Annotated in this window: 16 protein-coding genes and 1 pseudogene; 7 read left to right on the top strand and 10 right to left on the bottom strand. The window is 64.0% G+C overall.

The features are described 5' to 3' along the window. Positions 1–78: 78 nt before the first annotated feature. Both ABIE53_RS13385 and ABIE53_RS13380 read right to left on the bottom strand, forming a co-directional pair. A complete protein-coding gene (locus ABIE53_RS13385; RefSeq protein ID WP_006051326.1) occupies positions 79–2430 on the bottom strand; it encodes a Tex family protein in 2352 nt (783 codons plus the stop codon). Positions 2431–2572: 142 nt separating this feature from the next. Next, positions 2573–2842, bottom strand: a complete 270-nt coding sequence (locus tag ABIE53_RS13380) for a hypothetical protein (protein ID WP_153067628.1) — start codon at positions 2840–2842, stop codon at positions 2573–2575. Here ABIE53_RS13380 and ABIE53_RS13375 point away from each other — a divergent pair. From ABIE53_RS13375 to yoaA, 3 genes are all read left to right on the top strand, one after another. Further along, a complete protein-coding gene (locus ABIE53_RS13375) occupies positions 2820–3680 on the top strand; it encodes a hypothetical protein (protein WP_114156719.1) in 861 nt (286 codons plus the stop codon). The two genes, ABIE53_RS13380 and ABIE53_RS13375, sit on opposite strands and share 23 nt — an antisense overlap. 247 nt (positions 3681–3927) lie before the next feature. Beyond that, entirely contained in the window at positions 3928–4146 is a 219-nt protein-coding gene (locus ABIE53_RS13370; protein ID WP_006051328.1) for a DUF465 domain-containing protein, read from the top strand. Positions 4147–4210: 64 nt separating this feature from the next. After that, positions 4211–6487, top strand: a complete 2277-nt coding sequence (yoaA, locus tag ABIE53_RS13365) for a DNA repair helicase YoaA (RefSeq protein WP_192698850.1) — start codon at positions 4211–4213, stop codon at positions 6485–6487. Between the two features lie 169 nt (positions 6488–6656). Here yoaA and ABIE53_RS32000 read toward each other — a convergent pair. Beyond that, positions 6657–6918, bottom strand: a pseudogene (locus ABIE53_RS32000) (hypothetical protein). A gap of 233 nt (positions 6919–7151) precedes the next feature. Further along, positions 7152–8042 (bottom strand): JmjC domain-containing protein, encoded by an 891-nt coding sequence (locus ABIE53_RS13355; protein ID WP_502922733.1) that lies wholly within the window; start codon positions 8040–8042, stop codon positions 7152–7154. Here ABIE53_RS13355 and ABIE53_RS31995 point away from each other — a divergent pair. Further along, positions 8022–8231, top strand: coding sequence for a hypothetical protein (locus ABIE53_RS31995; RefSeq protein ID WP_502922732.1), 210 nt, complete (start codon positions 8022–8024; stop codon positions 8229–8231). The genes ABIE53_RS13355 and ABIE53_RS31995 overlap by 21 nt on opposite strands. 203 nt (positions 8232–8434) lie before the next feature. After that, positions 8435–8980, top strand: coding sequence for an FKBP-type peptidyl-prolyl cis-trans isomerase (locus tag ABIE53_RS13350; protein WP_006051465.1), 546 nt, complete (start codon positions 8435–8437; stop codon positions 8978–8980). Here ABIE53_RS13350 and ABIE53_RS13345 read toward each other — a convergent pair. The 6 genes from ABIE53_RS13345 to ABIE53_RS13320 form a co-directional block, all read right to left on the bottom strand. After that, complete coding sequence (locus ABIE53_RS13345; protein WP_244231009.1) at positions 8960–10393, bottom strand: hypothetical protein; 1434 nt, start codon at positions 10391–10393, stop codon at positions 8960–8962. The two genes, ABIE53_RS13350 and ABIE53_RS13345, sit on opposite strands and share 21 nt — an antisense overlap. Continuing rightward, a complete protein-coding gene (gene mutS / locus ABIE53_RS13340) occupies positions 10380–13061 on the bottom strand; it encodes a DNA mismatch repair protein MutS (RefSeq protein ID WP_114156227.1) in 2682 nt (893 codons plus the stop codon). The genes ABIE53_RS13345 and mutS overlap by 14 nt, the downstream gene beginning before the upstream one ends. A 138-nt stretch (positions 13062–13199) precedes the next feature. Continuing rightward, on the bottom strand, positions 13200–13823 hold the full coding sequence (locus ABIE53_RS13335; RefSeq protein ID WP_114156226.1) for a flagellar biosynthesis sigma factor: 624 nt from the start codon (positions 13821–13823) through the stop codon (positions 13200–13202). A 2-nt stretch (positions 13824–13825) separates the two neighbouring features. Continuing rightward, positions 13826–14833, bottom strand: a complete 1008-nt coding sequence (locus ABIE53_RS13330) for a DUF2515 family protein (protein WP_006051469.1) — start codon at positions 14831–14833, stop codon at positions 13826–13828. Between the two features lie 104 nt (positions 14834–14937). Next, positions 14938–16236 carry a lysophospholipid transporter LplT gene (lplT, locus tag ABIE53_RS13325; protein ID WP_114156225.1) on the bottom strand — a complete coding sequence of 433 codons (1299 nt, stop codon included), beginning with the start codon at positions 16234–16236 and terminating at the stop codon, positions 14938–14940. Between the two features lie 430 nt (positions 16237–16666). Beyond that, positions 16667–17470: an inositol monophosphatase family protein gene (locus ABIE53_RS13320; RefSeq protein ID WP_029970735.1), complete on the bottom strand. Its 804-nt coding sequence runs from the start codon at positions 17468–17470 to the stop codon at positions 16667–16669. A 795-nt stretch (positions 17471–18265) separates the two neighbouring features. Here ABIE53_RS13320 and ABIE53_RS13315 point away from each other — a divergent pair. Then, positions 18266–19141, top strand: a complete 876-nt coding sequence (locus tag ABIE53_RS13315) for an RNA methyltransferase (protein ID WP_029970736.1) — start codon at positions 18266–18268, stop codon at positions 19139–19141. Positions 19142–19415: 274 nt separating this feature from the next. Beyond that, positions 19416–20327, top strand: a complete 912-nt coding sequence (gene cysE, locus ABIE53_RS13310) for a serine O-acetyltransferase (RefSeq protein ID WP_114156224.1) — start codon at positions 19416–19418, stop codon at positions 20325–20327. The last annotated feature ends 215 nt before the right edge of the window (positions 20328–20542 follow it).

The raw sequence follows: 20542 nt of genomic DNA, 5'->3' as shown, positions 1-20542 counted from the left end.
TTGTTGGCAGCCCCGTGAGAGACGGCGTGCATTCAGCGGCGCAGCATAAGCACTTCGCACACCGAACGCACAGGCGCCTTACTTCTGCTTGAGCTTCGCGAATGCCGCGGCCATTGCGCCACCCGGTTCCGGTTCACGCGAGCGCTGCTGCGGCGCGCCGCGTCCATTGCCGCCGCCCGCACGGCCGGAGCCGCCGCGATCCTGCTGCGCACCGCCGCCACTGCGCGTTGCGGCCGCGCCGAACTCGTCGTCCAGACGCATGGTCAGCGCGATACGCTGGCGCTTCACATCGACTTCGAGCACCTTGACCTTGACGATCTGGCCGGCCTTGACGACTTCGTGCGGGTCCTTGATGAACTTCGTCGACATGGCGGACACGTGCACGAGACCGTCCTGGTGCACGCCGACGTCGATGAACGCGCCAAACGCCGCGACGTTCGTCACCACGCCTTCGAGCACCATGCCAGGCGTCAGGTCGCTGACTTTCTCGACGCCTTCGCGGAACGTCGCCGTCTTGAACTCAGGCCGCGGATCGCGGCCCGGCTTTTCGAGTTCGAGCAGAATGTCGCGCACGGTCGGCAGACCGAAACGATCGTCGACGAATTCGGCGGGCGACAGGCCGCGCAGCGCGTCGCGATTGCCGAGCACTTCGCCGGCATGCTTGTTGATCTTCGCGAGAATCCGTTCGACGACCGGATACGCTTCCGGGTGCACCGACGAGCGGTCGAGCGGATTTTCGCCGTTGTTGATGCGCAGAAAACCGGCCGCCTGTTCGAAGGTTTTGTCGCCGAGACGCGGCACCTTGCGCAAGTGCTCGCGCGAAGGGAACGGACCGTTCGCGTCGCGATAGTCGACGATGTTGCGAGCCAGCGTGGCGTTGAGCCCCGACACGCGCGCGAGCAACGCGACCGACGCCGTATTCGCATCCACGCCGACCGCGTTCACGCAGTCTTCGACCACGGCGTCGAGCGAGCGCGCGAGTTCGCGCTGGTTCACGTCGTGCTGATATTGGCCGACGCCGATTGCCTTCGGCTCGATCTTCACGAGTTCGGCGAGCGGGTCTTGCAGACGCCGCGCGATGGACACCGCGCCGCGCAGCGACACGTCCATGTCCGGGAATTCCTTTGCCGCGAGTTCGGACGCCGAGTAGACCGACGCGCCCGCTTCCGACACGACGATCTTTTGCAGCTTGAGTTCGGGATGACGCGCGATCAGTTCGCTCGCGAGCTTGTCCGTTTCACGCGACGCCGTGCCGTTGCCGATACTGATCAGCTCGGCCTGCGTCTGCGCGCAGATGCGCGCCAGTTTCGCGATGGAGCCGTCCCAGTCGCGGCGCGGCTCGTGCGGGTAGATCACGTCGGTGGCGAGCACCTTGCCCGTCCGATCGACCACCGCGACTTTCACGCCGGTGCGCATACCAGGATCGAGACCGATCACGGCCTTCGGGCCCGCCGGCGCGGCCAGCAGCAGGTCCTTCAGATTGCGCGCGAACACGCGGATCGCTTCGTGTTCGGCTTCCTCGCGCAGATTGGTCAGCAGTTCGTTTTCGATGTGCGGCTGCACCTTCACGCGCCAGCACCAGCGGCACACGTCCGACAGCCATTTATCGGCCGGACGGTTTTGATTGGCAATGCCGAAATGACGCGCGATCAGCGTCTCGCCCGGATGCGGCACCTGCGCGTCCAGTTCTTCGCCGAGGCCGAGCTTGATCATCAGCACGCCGGCATTGCGGCCGCGGAACAGCGCGAGCGCGCGATGCGACGGCACCGTGCGGATGGTTTCCGCGTAGTCGTAGTAATCGCGGAATTTTTCTTCTTCAGCGCTCTCTTTGCCTTCGACCACCTTCGACGACACCACGCCCTGATTGAACATGTAATCGCGCAGCTTGCCGAGCAGGTCAGCCGTTTCGCCGAATTGTTCGGAGAGGATGTCGCGTGCGCCGTCGAGCGCGGCCTTCACGTCGGCGACGCCTTTCTCGGCGTCGACATACGCGGCGGCTTCGGTTTGCGGGTCGAGCAGCGGATTGCCGAGCAGCGCATCGGCGAGCGGCTGCAGGCCGGCTTCGCGAGCGATCTGCGCGCGCGTGCGGCGCTTCGGCTTATACGGGAGATAAAGGTCTTCGAGCACCTGCTTGCTGTCGGCGCCTTCGATCGCGGTGCGCAGCTCGTCGGTGAGCTTGCCCTGTTCGTCGATGCTCGCGATGATCGCCGCACGCCGGTCTTCCAGTTCGCGCAGATACAGCAAGCGTTCCTCGAGGTTACGCAACTGCGTGTCGTCGAGATTGTCGGTCACTTCCTTGCGGTAGCGCGCGATAAACGGAACGGTCGCTCCTTCGTCCAGAAGTTGCACCGCGGCCGCGACCTGGCGCGGCTGGACGGACAGTTCGGCGGCGATGCGCTGTACGATCTTGAGTGCTACGGTTTCCGTCATAAGCTCTTGGGTTTCCTGCGGACTCGGTCAGGGGCCGTGCGCCGGCGGCGCCTCGCACACACACGAGGCGCCGGGCACGCAGTGCGTGCGCGCTGCGACCAGTTTGCTAGAGCGGGGCATTTTGCCACAAATGCCAAAGGGCTCAACCGCGCGGGGGTGATAGAATTTCGGGCATGTTCCGTTGACCCTCTCTGACGTTGCCAATCACGTTGCCAATCTCCTTTTTGTTCAACCGCCAGGGCTCGCGCCCGGTTTCCCGCTTGCCACATTTGCCGCTGTTCGCCGCGCGCTGGCCGTTTGCTTCGCGTGTAGCCGGGTCGCGTCGTGTCGACCTTTTCGCGTGGGTTTCCAGCAGAACGTTGATGGCGTCTTGCGCGGTGTCGGCGTGCATGATGGCTGCGGCGCTGGCCATGTCAGAGCCTGCTGCGGCGCAATCGGTGACGCCCGCGGCCGCATCGGCTGTGCAGGGTAGCAGTGCCGGCGGTGACACGAATGCCGCTGCCGACGGTGCAAGCAGCACCGCAGCGCTGGACAGCGAATTCGACGCGCGGCAGAGAACGCTGGATCAACGCACCGAGGAAAACAACTATCGCTATGGCGTCGCCGAGCATGACTGCTACAGCACGTTCTTTGTCAATCACTGTCTGAACAAGGCGCGCGATCAGATGCGCACGGTTCAGGCGCAGATCCGCAAGGAGCAGTTGGCACTCGACGGCGAGCAGCGCGCCGAGCGCGCGCGCAAGCGCGACGAGCAGGCGGCGATCAAGCGCGCACAAGACGAGGCGAGCGCGCCGCAGCGTGCCGCCGAAGACGCGCGCAACGCCCAGGCTTACGAAGACAAGCAGCGCCAGCACGCGCTCGACCAGGCGCAGCGCAGTGCCGAGGCGCCGCAGCGCAGCGCCAACGCCGAGGCCTACGAGGAAAAGCAGCGTCAGCACGCAATCGACCAGGCGAAGCGCGGCATCAGCCCGTCGCAGGCGGCTGCCAATCAGCGGGCTTACGACCAGAAGCAGGGCGACTTCCAGCGCAAGCTGGACGAGGCTCGCAAGCAGGGCGCGCAGAAAGCGCAGGAGCGCGTCGAGAAGCAGCAGAGCTTCGAAAAGAAACAGGCCGAGGCCGCGCAGCACCGGGCCGATGTCGAAGCGCGCCAGAAGCAGGCCGCCGAAAAAGCCGAGCAGAAACGCCAGGAACAGTTGAGGCAGCAGAAGCAACTCGAAGAGCAGCAGAAACAGCAACAGCAGCAACAGTAGCGAGCCGCGCCGTGCGCAGTGCGTGTGACATGCGTATGGCGTTGAATGGCGCTTGCATGGTGCTGGATCGCACCCATCCGCACGGTGGGTGCCATGCGGTTGTAATATCGCAGTAGTGCACGCAGTAGCCAGCGCGCGCCGTAGTGCAGACAGTCGCCGTAACGCGTTTTGAGCCGGACAGCAACCTCAGGCAACGGGCTGAACATCGCGAACATGCAGCCCGTGTCACAGTCGAGCGGAGGCGAGCATGCGCGATCAACATCACGTCATCAACGCGGACACACTTCGCGACCGGATTCTGCAACTGCAATCGGAGCATAGTGGGCTCGACCGTTTGATCGACCGAATATCGGATGAGCCCGGCATCGACGACTTCGAGTTGCAGCGCCTGAAAAAGCGCAAACTCAAAGTCAAGGACACCATCATCTTGCTGCAATTGCAGCTCGAACCGGACGCACGCGCCTGAGTTCGCGGCCTGGCAGGCGCCGGGCGCGCGCCGCGCGAGCCGGACTTTGCAGGAAACGCTTGCCTTGAATTCACCGCTTGAAACTTCGCTTGAAACTTCATCACGCGCGAGTGCCGCCGACAGCGCCTCTGACACCGGCACACCTGCGCCGCGTCCCGCCGCGCCGGCGCTGAGCGCATCGCTCGATCCTCGCCGCGCCGCGGAACTGAACGACATCTTCGCCGACAACGGTTTGCTGGCGCGGCAGATCGACGGCTATCGCTCACGGGCGTCGCAAATCGAAATGTCGCGCGCCGTCGCTGCCGCCATGGAAGCATCGGGCCGCGCGATGCCCGAGCCCGCGATGTTCGAGGCGCAAAAACGTCCGGCGCGGCGTCTGCAAACTGCCGGCGCGGATGCCGCAAGCGAGACCGTCGAAGCCGACGGAGCGAAGGCGCTCGACGGCGCCGAGAACACGCTGATCGTCGAGGCCGGCACGGGCACGGGCAAGACCTATGCGTATTTGGTGCCGGCCATGCTGTGGGGCGGCAAGGTGATCGTCTCCACGGGCACCAAGCACCTGCAGGACCAGCTCTTTCAGCGCGACATTCCGACCGTGCGCGACGCACTGGCGGTGCCCGTGTCGGTGGCCATGCTCAAGGGCCGCGCGAACTATCTGTGTCACTACTATCTGCAGCGCACGGCCGATAACGGCCGCTTGCCGTCGCGCCAGGAAACCTCGTATCTGCAGGACATCGTCCGCTTCGCGAAGATCACGCGAACCGGCGACAAAGCCGAACTCGCGAGCGTGCCGGAAACGGCGGCGGTGTGGTCGATGGTGACGTCGACGCGGGACAACTGTCTCGGCCAGGAGTGTCCGCATTACAAGGACTGCTTCGTGATGCAGGCGCGCCGCGAGGCGCAGCAGGCCGACATCGTGGTGGTGAATCACCACCTCTTTTTCGCCGACATCATGCTGCGCGACACCGGCATGGCCGAGCTGCTGCCCACGGCCAATACGGTCATCTTCGACGAGGCGCATCAGCTTCCCGAAACGGCCACGCTGTTTTTCGGCGAGACGCTTTCCACCGCGCAGTTTCTCGAACTCGCGCGCGATTCGGTGGCCGAGGGCTTGGGGCATGCCCGCGACGCCGTCGACTGGGTCAAGCTCGGTTCGACGTTGGAGCGTGCCGCGCGCGACGTGCGGCTTGCGTTCAAGGAAGATTCGGTGCGCTTGTCGATCGGTCAGTTGCCCGACGATCACCCGCTGTTCGCCGCGCTCGAAGCGCTCGAAGCGGAACTCGACGCACTCGAGTCCGCGCTCGCCGGACAGGCCGAGCGCGCGGAGTCGATCGGCGCCTGTTTGCGCCGCGCGCGCGAGTTGCAGGGCGTGCTCGCCGGCTGGACGACTCCGCCTACCGAACTCGAACGTCAGACTGCGGATACGGATCGAAGCGCTTCCGCCGAAGCCAAAAACGAGCGCGCCGATCCGAACGAAAAAGTGCGCTGGATCGAAGTCTTCGCGCACACGGTGCAGTTGCATGAGACGCCGCTCTCGGTCGCGCCGATTTTCGCGAAGCAGCGCGCCGGCGTGCCGCGCGCGTGGATCTTTACGTCGGCTACGTTGTCGGTGCGCGGCGACTTCACGCACTACGCCGCGCAAATGGGCCTGAACGCCAAACGTTCGATGACCTTGCCGAGCCCGTTCGACTATCCGTCGCAAGGGCTGTTGTATGTGCCGCGCAATCTGCCGCAGCCGTCGTCGCCGACGTTCACAGACGCGGTGTTCGACGCGGCCTTGCCGGCGATCGAAGCCTCGGGCGGCGGCGTCTTCATGTTGTGCACGACGTTGCGCGCCGTGGACCGCATCTCCGCGAAATTGCGCGATGTGATCGAGGCGCGCGGCTGGAACTATCCGCTGCTGGTTCAGGGCGATGCGAGCCGCACGGAATTGCTCGATCGTTTTCGCGCGTACGGCAACGCGATTCTTGTCGGCAGTCAGAGCTTCTGGGAAGGCGTCGACGTGCGGGGCGACGCGCTATCGCTCGTCGTGATCGACAAGCTGCCGTTTGCGCCGCCCGACGATCCGGTTCTGTCAGCGCGGCTCGATGCGCTCACGAAGAAAGGTCTGAGCCCGTTCGCGGTTCATCAGTTGCCGCAGGCTGTCATTACGCTCAAGCAGGGCGCAGGGCGGCTGATTCGCGCGGAAACCGATCGCGGCGTGCTGATGATCTGCGATACGCGTCTCGTCGATAAACCTTATGGGCGCCGGATCTGGCAAAGCCTGCCGCCGTTTAAGCGCACGCGTGAAATCGAGGTCGTCCGCGAATTCTTTGAAGAGAACGACAAAGCCGCGCAATAGGCGAAATGGCATAGCCGTATTTCCACGCCGCGAAAACGACGCTGGAATAACGGCGCTGAAATAACAAAACGCCACGGATGTGAGTCCGTGGCGTTTCGCTTTACCGCTCGGGAAATCGCGATGATTTCCCGATGCGGTTTTCGCCCGAAGGCGAACCCTACGCGACAGCTTACTGGCTTGCGCCCGAAGCCGGAGCAGCAGCCGAAGCAGCAGCGCCTTGCGTCCGAAGCAGCGGTCGAAGCCGAAGCAGCAGCGTCGCTCGCAGCAGCAGCCGCACCCGATGCAGCAGCAGCCGAATCCGAAGCAGCGGCAGCCGGTGCCGAAGCGGCAGCTGCGTCGCTAGCCGGTGCAGCGGCCTGATCGTTGCTCTTGTTGCATGCAGCCAGTGCCACAGCTGCCAACAGGGATGCTACGAGGAGGGATTTCTTCATGATCACGTCCTTTTATGGTTAAAGGTAAGCAACAGCGCAAAATAATACCGGTAATGTGCTCCAACACCGACTTCGGCCGCTGGTGGAGACGCTCTTTTGACGAGCAGGAATCTTCCCTACGGCTTGGGCGGAAATTATATGCACTTTCGTACTGACAATCCATAAATCCGGGGTCAATACGTTGTCTTTCTCATACAAAATTTCACTGTACTGTGTATAACAGACACGCGAGGCTAGGCAAGCTCGCCCATCCGTATCCAGCCCGCACGATACCACTCGTGTAGCCGTGCTGTCACCGACGAATCGTGTGAGAGTGTTACAAAGCGTTTCGCACTCAGACATCGGTGATCTGCGAGATCAAAGAGCCACTTTTTCGAGCCGTCAAACGGAAATTTCTCTCCGTTTATGAAGAAAAAGCGGCGGTTGTACAACAAACTCGTCTTGCGGTCCAGTCGCACTCCGGACTTCAATGCTTCACTGATAAAACGCGCTTCGTTGAGCGGCCTTTGCGGCGGATCAAAGACGACACTCGGCTTGGGTTCGCTGAGATACGTGCCAAGGAACGACGCAATGTCCTGCTCATTCCATCTGACCTCAGCAAGGATTGCGCCAACGCGTTCGACGAGCGCCGCCGGCAGTTCCGCCGGCCGGTCCACGGCGGGCTGCTGGGGATCGCGGTAAAGCGCGCCGGTCCGGCCGTTCTCTTCGCCGCGCTCGGCCAGATGGTAAAGGAACTGCGCCGTCAGCTCGCCCGCCGACGGCGCGCGAAACCCGATCGAGCAGGTCATGCATTCGCCCTCGGCGACGCCGTCGTGTGCGATATGCGGCGGCAGATACAGCATGTCGCCGGGCTCCAGCACCCACTCTTGTTCTGCCTCAAAGTTCTGTAAAACTTTCAACGGCAAGTCCGGCTGCAGCGTCAGATCTTTCTGCGCGCTGATGCGCCAGCGCCGCTTGCCTTTTACTTGCAAAAGAAACACATCGTAGGAATCGAAGTGCGGGCCCACGCCGCCGCCGTCGGTCGCATACGAGATCATAAGATCGTCCAGGCGCGCGTCTGGCACGAAGCGGAAGCGGTCGAGCAGGGCGCGCGCGCGGTCGTCGTGCAGATCGACGCCTTGCACGAGCAGCGTCCACGCGCGCCGCTTCAGCGACGGCAGTTCGTCAGGCGCGAACGGGCCATGCTCGAGTTGCCATTTATTGCGAAAGTGCGTGATGAGGCGCGCCTCGACGTCGTCTTCGTCCGCGAGTTCGAACAACTCGTCGCGCGAAAGCGGCGCTTCGACGTGGGGAATTGCCTGGCGGATCAATAACGGTTTTTTCTGCCAGTAGCGGCGCATGAATTGCGACGGCGTGAGGTTGCCGAGCAGCGGCGTGGGCGTGTCGGGCGAGGGCGGGAAAATCGCGGAAGCCGGCTTTGCAGCCGGTGAAGAATTGCGTGCCGAAGCTGCTTCGGCCGGGTGGTCAGTGGGCCGCTTGGGCATCGTATAATGTGAGTTGTATTCTGGAGAATCGAATGAAAATCGCAAAGAACACCGTCGTGTCGGTCGCTTACAAGCTGTCGGATGCGCAGGGCAATCTGATTGAAGAAAGCGACGAGCCGATGGTCTATCTGCACGGCGGCTATGATGGCACGTTCCCCAAGATCGAGGAAGAGCTCGACGGCCACGAGGCCGGCTTCGAGACCCAGATCCAGCTGGAGCCGCAAGACGCATTCGGCGAGTACGACCCGGAACTCGTGAAGATCGAACCGCGCAATCGCTTTCCGGAACCGCTCGAAGTCGGCATGCAGTTCGAAGGCACGCCGGAAGAAGGCGATGACGACCTCGATTCGCTCGTCTACGTGGTGACCGACGTCGCTGAAGACAAGGTCGTGCTCGACGGCAACCATCCGCTCGCCGGCATGGCGCTGCGTTTCGCGTTGACCGTGAAAGACGTGCGTCCCGCGACCGAAGACGAAATCCAGCACGAGCATGCGCATGGCGCGGATGGCCTGGAAGTGCTCGACGAAGACGACGACGCGGACGACGAGAGCGGCAAGTCAGGGCCCACGCTGCACTGAGTGCGGCTGCGAGCCGGTAGCGCCTGAGCCGGCCGCACCTGAAGCGCTTGAAGTGCCTGAAGCGCCTGAAGCGCTGGAGGCTCCCGGCGCACTCCGCTGCCCTGGCGGAGTCGATGTCGCGGGTCCGTATCCGCCGCCGCCCTGATCGGCCGGAATGCGCGGCAACTGATCGAGTTGCTGCGAGTCCGGTTGTGACTGGCCGGGCGTAGGAAGAAGCGGCGGCAAGTCGGACGCCGGCCCGAGCGACGGCACCGCCGGCATCGAAGCGGCGGGCTCGTCCCTCGGCAACACAGGCTGCGTCGTGGGCATCGGCATATGCCGCGGCACCTCGCGCACCGTCACGCGGAACGGCGGTTTTCTGCCGAAGTCCGCATCAATCTGAATCCACTGGTTAAGACGATCATGCGGCGCGAGCGCGATACGCGTGAGGTTCGTCACCAGATTCCCTTTGTCATTGCGTAACGGCTGGTCGATCGCGAAGCCGGCGCTCGCGTGTTCGTCGTCGAAATGGACGACGAGCACCGGCCCGTGGAAGATCTGCGCGAGCTTTACGAGGCTGCGCTTGAACTCGAGGAAGCCGTCGCGGCGCGGATTGCGTCCGAAGCGCAGCCATGCGAAACGCTCTGGCCGTTCATAGCGCTCGGCGTCGGGGTCGCCCTGAATGAACACGACGATCGCGCGTGCGTCACGGCGCTTCGCAAATTCGCCGGCATGTTCGAGCCAGAATGCGTTGGCGATCACGCGGTCTTCGAATTCTCCGTTGCGCCCGCCGGCGGTCAGATAGTGATTGTTGGGGCTCGGCGCATTGAGCCCGACGAACACCGTGTCGCCCACCTGCCAACGCACATTCTCGCGATACGGGCGAAAGCGCGATACCTCGCTCTCTCGCGTCAGTGAAAGCGGGTTCTGGCCCATCGAGTTGGCATCGCCGAGAAGCGTCTGGCGCAACTGGTCGAGCCGTTCGACCGGGTCGAAGCCGCCTGCCTCGGCGCTCGCGCAATCGACCCAATCGTGCTGGCCTGGAATAAAAAACAGCGCGGGCCGCGACGTTTCCAGCACCGCGTGGCGCCGTTCATACAGCGCATCGCGGCAGGCTTCTTTCGGGCCTTTCAGATTGCCGTCGTAGACGATAAAAGAGACGTCGCGTTCGCGGCCGATTGCGTCGATGAGCCGTTGGGTCGGGGCCTCGTCGGCGGGACTTTGCATCGTGTTCGCGATGACCGCGAAGCTGTAATTCGGCGCGGCTGCATGAGCCCGCGGTGTGGGAAGCAGAAGTGCGAAGGCGAGTGTGGATACGAGACCTGCAACGCGCAGCCCAACTCTGCTCGCTACCCTCGGCGCCATAGCTATAGCCGACCCCGCGCGGAATTCGCGCGGACGCTCGGCAAGACCGCGTGCCTCAATGATCCGCATCCGGCGCAGCGGCCAACTCGTGTAGTTCATACAGCAGATCGAGCGCCTCGCGTGGCCGCAGATCGTTCGGATCGATGCCGCGCAGACGCTCGACAAGCGCCTGCATAGCCGGCGACGCGTTAGCAGGTTGCGGCTCGTCGTCCGCATCTTCAAGCAGCATCGGCGACGGCGCCGCGAACAGATCGAGCTGCGGCGCCGGTTGCCCCGCGGACTGCTGCTCGAGATACGCAAGATGCTTGCGCGCCGCGCGAATCACCGCGTTCGGCACGCCGGCCAGTTGCGCGACCTGCAAACCGTAGCTCTGGTTCGCCGGACCTTCGTTGACGGCGTGCAGGAACACGATGCCATGTCCGTGTTCCACCGCCGACAGATGCACGTTCGCCGCTTGTGGGAATTCCGCCGGCAACTGCGTGAGTTCGAAGTAATGCGTCGCGAACAGCGTATGGCAACCGTTATGCGCAAGCAGATGCCGCGCGATGGCCCACGCGAGCGCGAGGCCGTCGAAGGTCGATGTGCCGCGGCCGATTTCATCCATCAGCACAAGGCTTTGCGGCGTCGCGTCGTTAAGAATCGCGGCCGCTTCGGTCATCTCGACCATGAAGGTCGAACGGCCGCCGGCGAGATCGTCCGCCGCGCCGATGCGCGTGAAAATCCGGTCGATCGGCCCGAATGCCGCACGCCGTGCAGGCACGTAGCTGCCGACGTACGCGAGCAGCGCGATCAGCGCCGTCTGGCGCATGAAGGTCGATTTACCGCCCATGTTCGGGCCGGTGATCAGCAGCAGCTTGCGCTCCGGCGTGAGCGTGCAGTCGTTGGCGATGAATTGCTCGACCTGCGCCTCGACAACCGGATGCCGTCCCTGTTCGATCTCGATGCCCGCATCCGGCGAGAAACTCGGCGCGACCCAGTCGAGCGCGCGAGCGCGTTCGGCAAAAGCGGCGAGCAAATCGAGCTCGGCGAGCGCCGACGCGACGCGCTGGCAGTCCGGAATAAACGGCAACAGCGCCTGCAGCAGCGAGTCGTAGAGCGAACGCTCGCGGGCAAGCGCGCGTTCCTGCGCGGACAGCGCCTTGTCCTCGAACGTCTTCAGTTCCGGCGTGATGTAGCGCTCGGCGTTCTTCAACGTCTGACGGCGGCGATAATCGTCCGGCACCTTGTCGGTCTGGCCGCGCGTGACCTCGATATAGAAGCCGTGCACCTTGTTGTATTCCACGCGCAGATTGCCGATGCCCGTGCGCGTGCGTTCGCGCGTTTCCAGATCGATTAGGAACTGTCCGCAGTTCTCCGAAATATCTCTGAGTTCGTCGAGTTCGGCGTCGTAGCCGCGCGCGATCACGCCGCCGTCGCGGACCATCGCGGCCGGCTCTTGTGCGATGGCGCGCGTGAGCAACTCGACGCACGCTTGCGGCGGCTCGAGCGACGCGTCGATGCGCGCAAGCGATTCCGCGTTCGACGAAACGGCGGCGAGCCTCGCGCGCAGTTCAGGCAGCGCGATGAAGGTGTCGCGCAAGCTCGACAGATCGCGCGGGCGTGCCGACAGCAGCGCGAGACGGCCGGTGATCCGCTCGATGTCCGAGATGTGCCGCAGTACGCCGCGCAGCGAGTCGACGTCCGTGCCCGCGCCCGCGGGCGCGTCGAGCAACGCGCCGATAGCCTGCTGACGCGCGCGTGCAACCGCCGATTCACGCGGCGGATGATGCAGCCAGTGACGCAGCAAACGGCTGCCCATCGTCGTGCAGCAGGTGTCGAGCAGCGAACACAGCGTGGGCGATTCGGTGCCGCGCAAAGTCTGCGTGATTTCCAGGTTGCGCCGCGTCGCGGGGTCGAGGCCGATATATTCCGATTCGTACTCGACCTTCAGACTGCGCACGTGCCGCAGTTGCTGGCCTTGCGTGGCCGCCGCGTACAACAGCAACGCGCCGGCCGCGCCGCACGCGCAGGTGAGCGAATGCGCGCCGAAGCCGTCGAGGCCCGCGACTTCCAGTTGATCGCACAAGCGCTGCGTGCCCGAGGCGACGTCGAAGTGCCATCCGGGCACGCGCGTGAGCGCGCGAGCGCCCGTAGGCGGCGTCCAGCTCGTGGAATCGGCCGTCGTGTCGGCGACCAGGATCTCCGCCGGGTCGATGCGTTCCAGCGCGGCGGCCACCTGGTCGGGCGCGACTTCGGCGAGCCGCAACGCGCCGCTCGCGAGATTCAGCCACGCGAGGCCGACGCTCGTCGCGACGCCGCGGCGATTGTGCGCGACGCACATGGCCAGCAGGAACACGTCGCTCTTGTCGGACAGCAGCGCGGCGTCCGTGAGCGTGCCCGGCGTGACGACGCGCACGACCTTGCGTTCGACAGGACCTTTGGACGTGGCCGGGTCGCCGATCTGCTCGCAAATCGCCACCGATTCGCCGAGCTTCACGAGCTTCGCCAGATACTGTTCGACCGCGTGATGCGGGACGCCCGCCATCTTGATCGGATTGCCCGCCGACGCGCCGCGTTGCGTGAGCGTGAGGTCGAGCAGACGCGCGGCTTTTTCGGCGTCGTCGAAAAAGAGTTCGTAGAAGTCGCCCATCCGGTAGAACACGAGCGTGCCCGGATGCTCCGCCTTGATGCGCAGGTATTGCTGCATCATCGGGGTATGTTGTGCGACGTCGCTGGCCGCTGCGGTTTGAGTGCCCATCCTCGGTATCTTTCTGCTTTAGCTGTTCAGGGCGTGAGTTTAACCCGCCGACGCCGCGAGCGGACCCTGGCCGAATGGCCGATGCGGGTTGCGAGGGGTGCGGCTAGGGAATGGCGTGGCTGTTGGCAGAGCGTTCGTTCAACGAGCAGGCGAATCTTCAAACACTGGTGGACTCAAGTCCAAGGTGATCACATAGCGCTCGTCGTTTGGATGGCCTCTGCTGCCGAAGCACCGGATATTGACTGAAACCTGATATTTGTTACCGGCTTGCCAGCGCGTTGTGGGGGCGGTGCATGCCCGGATCGCATTTCGGGCTGCCTGAGTGTCTTCGATAGGGCGGTTGTCGCGAGACTGGAACGGTTTCCAGCCCCCCCGCTGGAACTGCTTTTGCAGGTCCGTGAGAATAGCGATCGACGCGTCAAGCGGCAGTGTTTCGATTTGTGGCGATAGGGTAACAAGCGACACATTGCCAAGCTGATCCGCATAAAGACTCAGGAACCTGGCAGGCGGCGTAACGAAGCCGAACTGCGAATCGCTGAAGCGGAAGATTGCGGGGCGCGTTACGTAAAGGTTGATGGACTTCTCGTCGGTTGCAGCCGGCAGCGTCGATCGCGAGTGCTGCCGCACGTGTTCATAAGACTCACCAAGCGTCAGCACGACTTCGTCGACGGGTCTTGTCATCGCGTATATGCCCCAAACGACAGCGGAGCCGAACAGCGCGCACGCCGCGTACCCGAACCACCTGATTGTTCCGCGCACCATGATCACCTCGGGTGCGCAATGAGATACAGCGAGTTTTCGACCGAGTGCTTTTCGATCGGGTCGCGTAACAACTCGTCGAACCGCTGGGCTGCGCGGATAACGAACGCCATGCGCTGATCGGGATCTGCGATGTTGGCGAGAGCCTGGTTGCTGAAACGTTCGTTCTTCGCGCTGGTTGCTGCCAGTGTGCATTGGTTCGCAAATGCCAACTGGATCTCGCGCGCGGAACCGGTCGGAATGTGCCACGCCCACGCGAACTGGTTGGCGCGCATCAGCACCGCGAACGCCGGATCGGTGTACATGGCCGGTTGCAGGATATTGATCTGTTCGTGACGGGCAAGCAGCCTGACGCCCTCCGCGAGGTTGCCTGCATCGATTGCCCGGAACGCGAGTAACACCTCGGGTTTGCTTTCCGCGAAGAGAACACGGTCTGCGATCGGCCAGATAACCGACCCGCGGAGACCCGAGCGCTCGGTCAGGCATTTCTGAAATCGCTGCAGCCCGAACTTCCTGTAAAACATGTGCAGAGGCCAGACGTCGAGAAATAGCGCCGTGTTTCCCTTTGCGAGCATCTGATATACCTTTTCTGCGCCCGTACCGTTCACCTGATCCGGGATCGGCATGCGCGGCGATCCGTACGGTGCGATCCGTTCGAGCGGAGAGCTTTGTCTTTCCCATTGTTGGTAAGCGTTACGCTCCCGATTTGACTTGCCGATCAGTTCCGCAGCGTTGAGCAAGCCGCACCCGACCTGTTTGGATGCAAACGCCGCGAGCCCCGCCCACTGGAACCGGTGATCGTCTAGCCACAACTGCGCATACGCGGCGTTGATGCGTCGATTGCGGGCGATGGGATCGTCGATGGCAACGAGGGCCTCCGCTTTTTTCTGGTAGAAGCGCCAACAGTTGATGCAGTCTTGCTGGTCATCTTCCGACTGCTTTTTTGCGGCCGCTTCCTCGTCTCTCCAGTTCGGGTAACAGACCGGACAACGGTGGTTTTCGCACTTCGCCATCGAGCTCTTTCTCGCTGTCGGGTCTTGGGGATTTGCTGACCCCAGTTTCCCACGGCAAGAGCAGAGGCTATCTCGATATGCGGGTATTCGACGTCACGCCACCCTCATTCCTCCAGCAGCGCATGCATATTCGCAGACCGTTCGTTCGCCGCACTCCGCCGCTTTGCGAGCCACATCATGAACGTAATAAAAACGCCGAACACGACGATGATCCATTGCGCCGGCATCTTCGCCGTGAGCAGCAGCGCGTACGCGCCGAGCATCAGCAGCACTGCGAGATTCTGGTTGAAGTTCTGCACCGCGATCGAGTGTCCGGCCGACAGCAGGGTCGCGCCGCGATGCTGAAGAATCGCGTTCATCGGCACGATGAAAAAGCCGGACAACGCGCCGAGCAGGATCATCAGCGGATACGCGAGCAGGATGTAGACCGGCACGACATATGAGCCGATGTGGATGCCCGCGCCCGCGGGGAAAAGGTTCTTGTTGTAGAAGGCCATCGCAATGGCGACCGCGCCGGTGACGATGCCGACCGGCAGCACGGTCAGCGAGCGGCGCAGCGGAATCAGCGCGGCCGCCGCCGCGGCGCCGACAGCGATGCCGAGCCCGGTCACGCCTTGCATGACCGCGGCCTTCGAGAGCGACAGGCCGAGGTTCACGTTGGCCCATTTCAGCACCAGCAATTGCAGCGTGACGGCGCCGCCCCACATCAGCGTCGTGACCCACAGCGCGATCTGCGCGAGCTTGTCGGCCCACAGCACGTTAAAGCAATGATAGAAGTCGCCGACGAGCTTCGTCGGCTCGGTCAGGCGATTCGGATAGCGCGCGCCGGTGTCGGGAATGAAGATGTTGATGGCGGCGGCGATCGCGTACGTGAGCATGACCGCGAACATCGCCAGATCCGCCGACGAGCCGATCAGCGGCAGATGCGCGCGCGCGACGAATTTATCGGCGAATGTGCTGATGAGCGCGCCGCCCACCATGGTGCCGACGATCGTCGAGAGCACTGTCGCCGATTCGAGCCATGCGTTGGCCTTGACGAGTTTTTCGGCGGGCAGCAACTCGGTGAGAATGCCGTATTTCGCCGGCGAATACGCGGCCGCGCCAAAGCCGACCACGCCGTAGGCGATCATCGGATGCACGCCTGCAATCATCATCATGCAGCCGCTCGCCTTGAGAGCATTGGAGATGAACATCACGTGGCGCTTTTGCATGGCGTCCGCGAACGCGCCCACGAATGGCGCGAGCAGCACGTACGAGACAGTGAAGAAGATCTGCAGCAAGGGCGTGACCCACGCAGCCGAGCGGATCACCGATAACAATGCGATGGCGGCGATCAGCAGGGCATTGTCGGCAAGCGACGAAATGAACTGCGCCGCGATGATCGTGTAGAAGCCTTTTTTCATGAAGCGGATGGGAAGCGGCGCGCGAGGCGAGGCGCGAAGGACGCAGGAACGACGCACGGATGCGAGCGCGGATCGCTGCGCACACAACGCGCAGGCGGGCGCAGCGTGGGACGCGGAATGCAGCCGGCGAAAAGCGTAGGCCGGCGCGGCTTCCCGCTTTGTAGCACGAACGCTCGCACGATGCAGGCGCGCTAATGAAAAAGCGGCCGAAGCCGCTTGTTGAGTGGGTCTGTGTGTCGAGTGCTCGTCGTGATTGCCGGCGCGCAGTGCGCGGCTTACCCGTGGCGTCGCGTTGTGCTCGCCTGGAGCTTCGGGCGCTACGACGCGGAAGCGCGTGCCGCGCAACTCACGCGCTTCTCGCTCGGTAACGGCTCGCGCATGCGCCCGCTACACTCGGGCTGCGGATCGACCCGCCAGCCCGCCGCGCAACTCAAGCCGCTTGCTGACGCGTGCGGCTGTAACGCGAGAGGATCGGCACCATCTGCGCGTAAATCTTCGGATTGCCGGCGACGACTTCGCCGACGTGCAGGAAGTCCGAGTCGCCGGTGTAGTTGCCCACCAGACCGCCCGCTTCGGTAATCAGCAGGCTGCCCGCGGCGACGTCCCACGGGTTCAGGCCTTGCTCGAAGAAGCCGTCCATGCGGCCCGCGGCCACGTTTGCCAGATCGAGCGCGGCCGCGCCGGGACGGCGCAGGCCCGCGCAGGCTTGCGTCATTTCGGCGAACTGGCGGCCATATGCTTCGAGACCATCGGTTTCGCGGAACGGGAAGCCGGTGCCGATCAGGCCGTCCGCGAGACGATCGCGCCTTCCGACGCGAATGCGGCGGTCGTTCAGGAACGCGCCGCGGCCGCGCGAGGCGGTGAAGAGGTCATTGCGGGTCGGGTCGTACACGACGGCCTGCGTCACGATGCCCTTGTGGGCCAGCGCAATCGACACGCAGTAGTACGGAAAGCCGTGAATGAAATTGGTGGTGCCGTCGAGCGGATCGATGATCCACTGGTACTCGGACTCGTTGTCCGACTTGCCGGATTCTTCGGCGAGGATAGCGTGATCGGGATAAGCGGTCTTCAGCGTGTCGATGATCGCGGCTTCGGACGCTTTGTCGATCTCCGTGACGAAATCATTGTGCTGTTTCTTGCTGACCTGGATCAGATCGAGATCGAGCGACGCGCGGTTGATGATCTGGGCTGCGCGGCGCGCGGCCTTCACAGCGATGTTGAGCATGGGATGCATGGACGGATCCTTGTGCCGGGGCAGCACGGCTGCTTGCCGGTAAATAAGCGCGACGCGCGCGCTAATGGGCGCCCTCGATGAGGCGCGGAAACAGCACGGAACGCTCACCCGGTACAGGACCGGCGTGCATTCCGCCAACGGAGACGAATTGAATAAGAACGAGGCGCCGGGTTCTGGCTGATAGCTCTGCCTGACTGCGTGCACTGCTTTGAACTGGTGCGGTATGCAGATCGGCGTGGCGCAGGCCGGACGCGAATTCCGGTATTTTACCCGAGTCTGCCAGGCGCGGCAGGGTTCGGGTTGGGGAGGGCGCTGGTGGGCGTGCGTGGGCGCTTGCATGCGGATTTGAATGTGATGTTGAAGAGGCGGTCGGAGACGCGCTCGAGCCTCTTGCAACCCGCTTGCGCACGGGCTTGAGCCGCGGTTTCGCGCGCGCGTGAGCTGCTCGCGCACGGTCTTCCAGCCGCGCTCGAACCCGCGCTTGGAGACGCGCTTGAGCGGCTTGCAACCGCGCTTGCACATGCGCTCCCAGCCGTGCTCGTGCACGTGCTCGGAGACGCGCTCCAACTGCTTGCGGCGGCGCTCGCTCACGGGCGCGCAGCCGCGCTTGCACACGCACTTGGAGACGCGTTCGAACTGCTTGCAACCGCGCTTGCCCACGCGCCGGCGCGCAGCCTTCCAGCCGCGCTTGACGACGCATTTGCAGCCTCGATCCCGCCCGCCCACACACACGCCGTTCGGCGGCTTCGCGCGTTGGCGCTACCATACGCGTTCTCCGACTCGCAGGCTTTCATCGTGGACCACACCCACCATTCTTCCGATCCCGCCGTGGCAGACTTGCGCGGCGGCTTCACGTCGACGCGCTTCGTGCTCGTCGAGCCGAGCCATCCGGGCAACGTCGGAGCCGCGGCGCGCGCGCTGAAAACCATGGGTTTCTCGCGGCTCGTGCTCGTGTCGCCGCGCGTGCCTCATGTGCAGAGCGATCCGGAGGCGATAGCGATGGCAAGCGGCGCCGATGACGTGCTCGCCTCCGCGCACGTCGTGCCGACGCTTGCCGATGCGCTCTCCGGCGTGCACTGGTCGATCGCGTTGACCGCGCGGCAGCGCGAGTACGGCCCGCCGCAATGGACGCCTCGCGCAGCCGCAAGCCTCGCACGCGACGAAGCGTTGCACGGCGAGATCGCGCTCGTGTTCGGCAACGAGCGCACGGGCTTGTCGAATGAAGACGTCGAGCGATGCAGCGCGCTCGCGCATATTCCCGCGAATCCCGCCTACAGTTCCCTGAATCTCGCTCAGGCCGTGCAGGTCCTCGCGTATGAGTTGCGCATGATCTATCTGACGAGCGGTGCGGAGGTCAACGCATCGGCGAGCCGCGCGCCGCAAGCGTCGACTGGGTCGGCTGCATCGGCTCCATCGACCGGCGCCGCTGCATCGGCCGAGCCTGCAGGTCCGCGTGCCGCGAGCGATGAAATCGAAAGCATGTTTGCGCATCTCGAAAGCGCGCTCGTCGCACTCGAGTTTCTCGATCCCGCGAATCCGAAGAAGCTGATGTCGCGCTTGCGGCGGCTCTTCGCGCGTTCCGGTCTCGAGCGCGAGGAGGTGAACATCGTGCGCGGGATTGCGAAGCACATCCTGCTGAAAACCGGCCGCAAGGACGACAGCGCACGCTAGCGCGCGGCGCGGGGAATGAAGGGCCAATGAGCGAGCAATGAGCGAGCAATAAGCGAGCAATGAGCGGCCAATGAGCAAGCAATCAGCGGCCGTGCTGGCGGCCACCGACTAGCACGACGACCTTTTGCGCTACATGGACTTGCGGCAGGTTTGCGCGAACCGTCCTACAATCCTCGAAACCTTCTAAGCAAAGCTGCCGATCTGCTATGCGGCAGCCGTGCACGCGCGCATGACGTTTCGCGCGCGGCTTCCCCCACATAACATAGTCCCTGCCATGTTCACGAGACTTCGCGAAGACATTGCCACTATCCGCGAGCGCGATCCCGCCGCCCGCAGTGCCTGGGAAGTGCTCACGTGTTATCCAGGCTTGCACGCGCTGGTGCTGCACCGGTTCGCGCATGCGTGCTGGCGTGCGCGGCGCCGTTGGCTCGCGCGTTTCGTTTCGCAGATGGCGCGCTTCATGACGGGCATCGAGATCCATCCGGGTGCGACGGTTGGACGGCGAGTCTTCATCGATCACGGCATGGGCGTGGTGATCGGCGAGACCGCGCAGATCGGCGACGATTGCACGATCTATCAGGGCGTCACGCTCGGCGGCACGTCGCTCACACGCGGCGCGAAACGGCATCCGACGCTGGAGCGCGGCGTGATCGTGGGCGCGGGCGCAAAGGTGCTCGGAGGGTTCACGATCGGCGCGGACGCGAAGATCGGCTCGAATGCGGTGGTGACGAAGCCTGTGCCCGCCGGCGGGACGGCGGTCGGCAATCCGGCGCGAATCATCGTGCCGGCGGCGGCTGCCGCTGCATCTGTCGTGGCGAAGGCTGCCGCTGTTGGCATGCCGGTCAATGGCCGCGCGAGCGCAGCGTCGGATGCCACGGCGAACGGCGCTGCTGCGTCGAATGGCGTAACGCGTGAGGATGAACGCGGCAAGCTAGCCGCCAGGCGCAGCGATTTCTGCGCGTACGGCATCACGCCGAATGCAGACGATCCCGTATCGCTCGCCATTCACGGGCTGATCGATCATGCCGCGACGCAAGCGAAGCGCATCGATGAAATCGTCGTGGCGCTCGAGCATCTGGGCACGAGCCTGGAAGGCCTGCAAGGCGCCGATGCCGCGCTGCTCGATTTACGCCGTTTGTCCGCGGCGATCGCGGGCAAGGTGGAGGGGACGGTGGCCGCGCGTTGAAGGCTTGAAGATGCGCGGGGCCGTGAGCGCGGCACCGCCTCTTCATGCCACCGTCGGCGGCACAGCACATCATCATGCGGCCGGAGGCGGGGCGCAGCGTGGTCTCGCTGCTACGCATAAGACACGACCTTTTCATGCCGCCGTGGCGGCGCATCGCCTCGTCACGCCGCGGGTGAAACGCCACCTCATCACGCCGCGCAACGCACCACCTCTCA

It is taken from the genome of Paraburkholderia sp. OAS925, assembly GCF_040543975.1.
GTDB classification, from domain to species: domain Bacteria; phylum Pseudomonadota; class Gammaproteobacteria; order Burkholderiales; family Burkholderiaceae; genus Paraburkholderia; species Paraburkholderia graminis.
The sequence above is the reverse complement of the archived record's forward strand: the minus strand, read 5'-3'. Positions and strand labels throughout refer to the sequence as shown.

Excerpts from the sequence above, each read along its gene's own strand:
- ABIE53_RS13385 (WP_006051326.1), bottom strand. The coding sequence starts at position 2,430 with ATGACGGAAACCGTAGCACTCAAGATCGTACAGCGCATCGCCGCCGAA.
- ABIE53_RS13375 (WP_114156719.1), top strand. The coding sequence starts at position 2,820 with ATGATGGCTGCGGCGCTGGCCATGTCAGAGCCTGCTGCGGCGCAATCG.
- ABIE53_RS13380 (WP_153067628.1), bottom strand. The coding sequence starts at position 2,842 with ATGGCCAGCGCCGCAGCCATCATGCACGCCGACACCGCGCAAGACGCC.
- ABIE53_RS13370 (WP_006051328.1), top strand. The coding sequence starts at position 3,928 with ATGCGCGATCAACATCACGTCATCAACGCGGACACACTTCGCGACCGG.
- ABIE53_RS13350 (WP_006051465.1), top strand. The coding sequence starts at position 8,435 with ATGAAAATCGCAAAGAACACCGTCGTGTCGGTCGCTTACAAGCTGTCG.
- ABIE53_RS13345 (WP_244231009.1), bottom strand. The coding sequence starts at position 10,393 with ATGCGGATCATTGAGGCACGCGGTCTTGCCGAGCGTCCGCGCGAATTC.
- mutS (WP_114156227.1), bottom strand. The coding sequence starts at position 13,061 with ATGGGCACTCAAACCGCAGCGGCCAGCGACGTCGCACAACATACCCCG.
- ABIE53_RS13335 (WP_114156226.1), bottom strand. The coding sequence starts at position 13,823 with ATGGTGCGCGGAACAATCAGGTGGTTCGGGTACGCGGCGTGCGCGCTG.
- ABIE53_RS13330 (WP_006051469.1), bottom strand. The coding sequence starts at position 14,833 with ATGGCGAAGTGCGAAAACCACCGTTGTCCGGTCTGTTACCCGAACTGG.
- lplT (WP_114156225.1), bottom strand. The coding sequence starts at position 16,236 with ATGAAAAAAGGCTTCTACACGATCATCGCGGCGCAGTTCATTTCGTCG.
- ABIE53_RS13320 (WP_029970735.1), bottom strand. The coding sequence starts at position 17,470 with ATGCATCCCATGCTCAACATCGCTGTGAAGGCCGCGCGCCGCGCAGCC.
- cysE (WP_114156224.1), top strand. The coding sequence starts at position 19,416 with ATGTTCACGAGACTTCGCGAAGACATTGCCACTATCCGCGAGCGCGAT.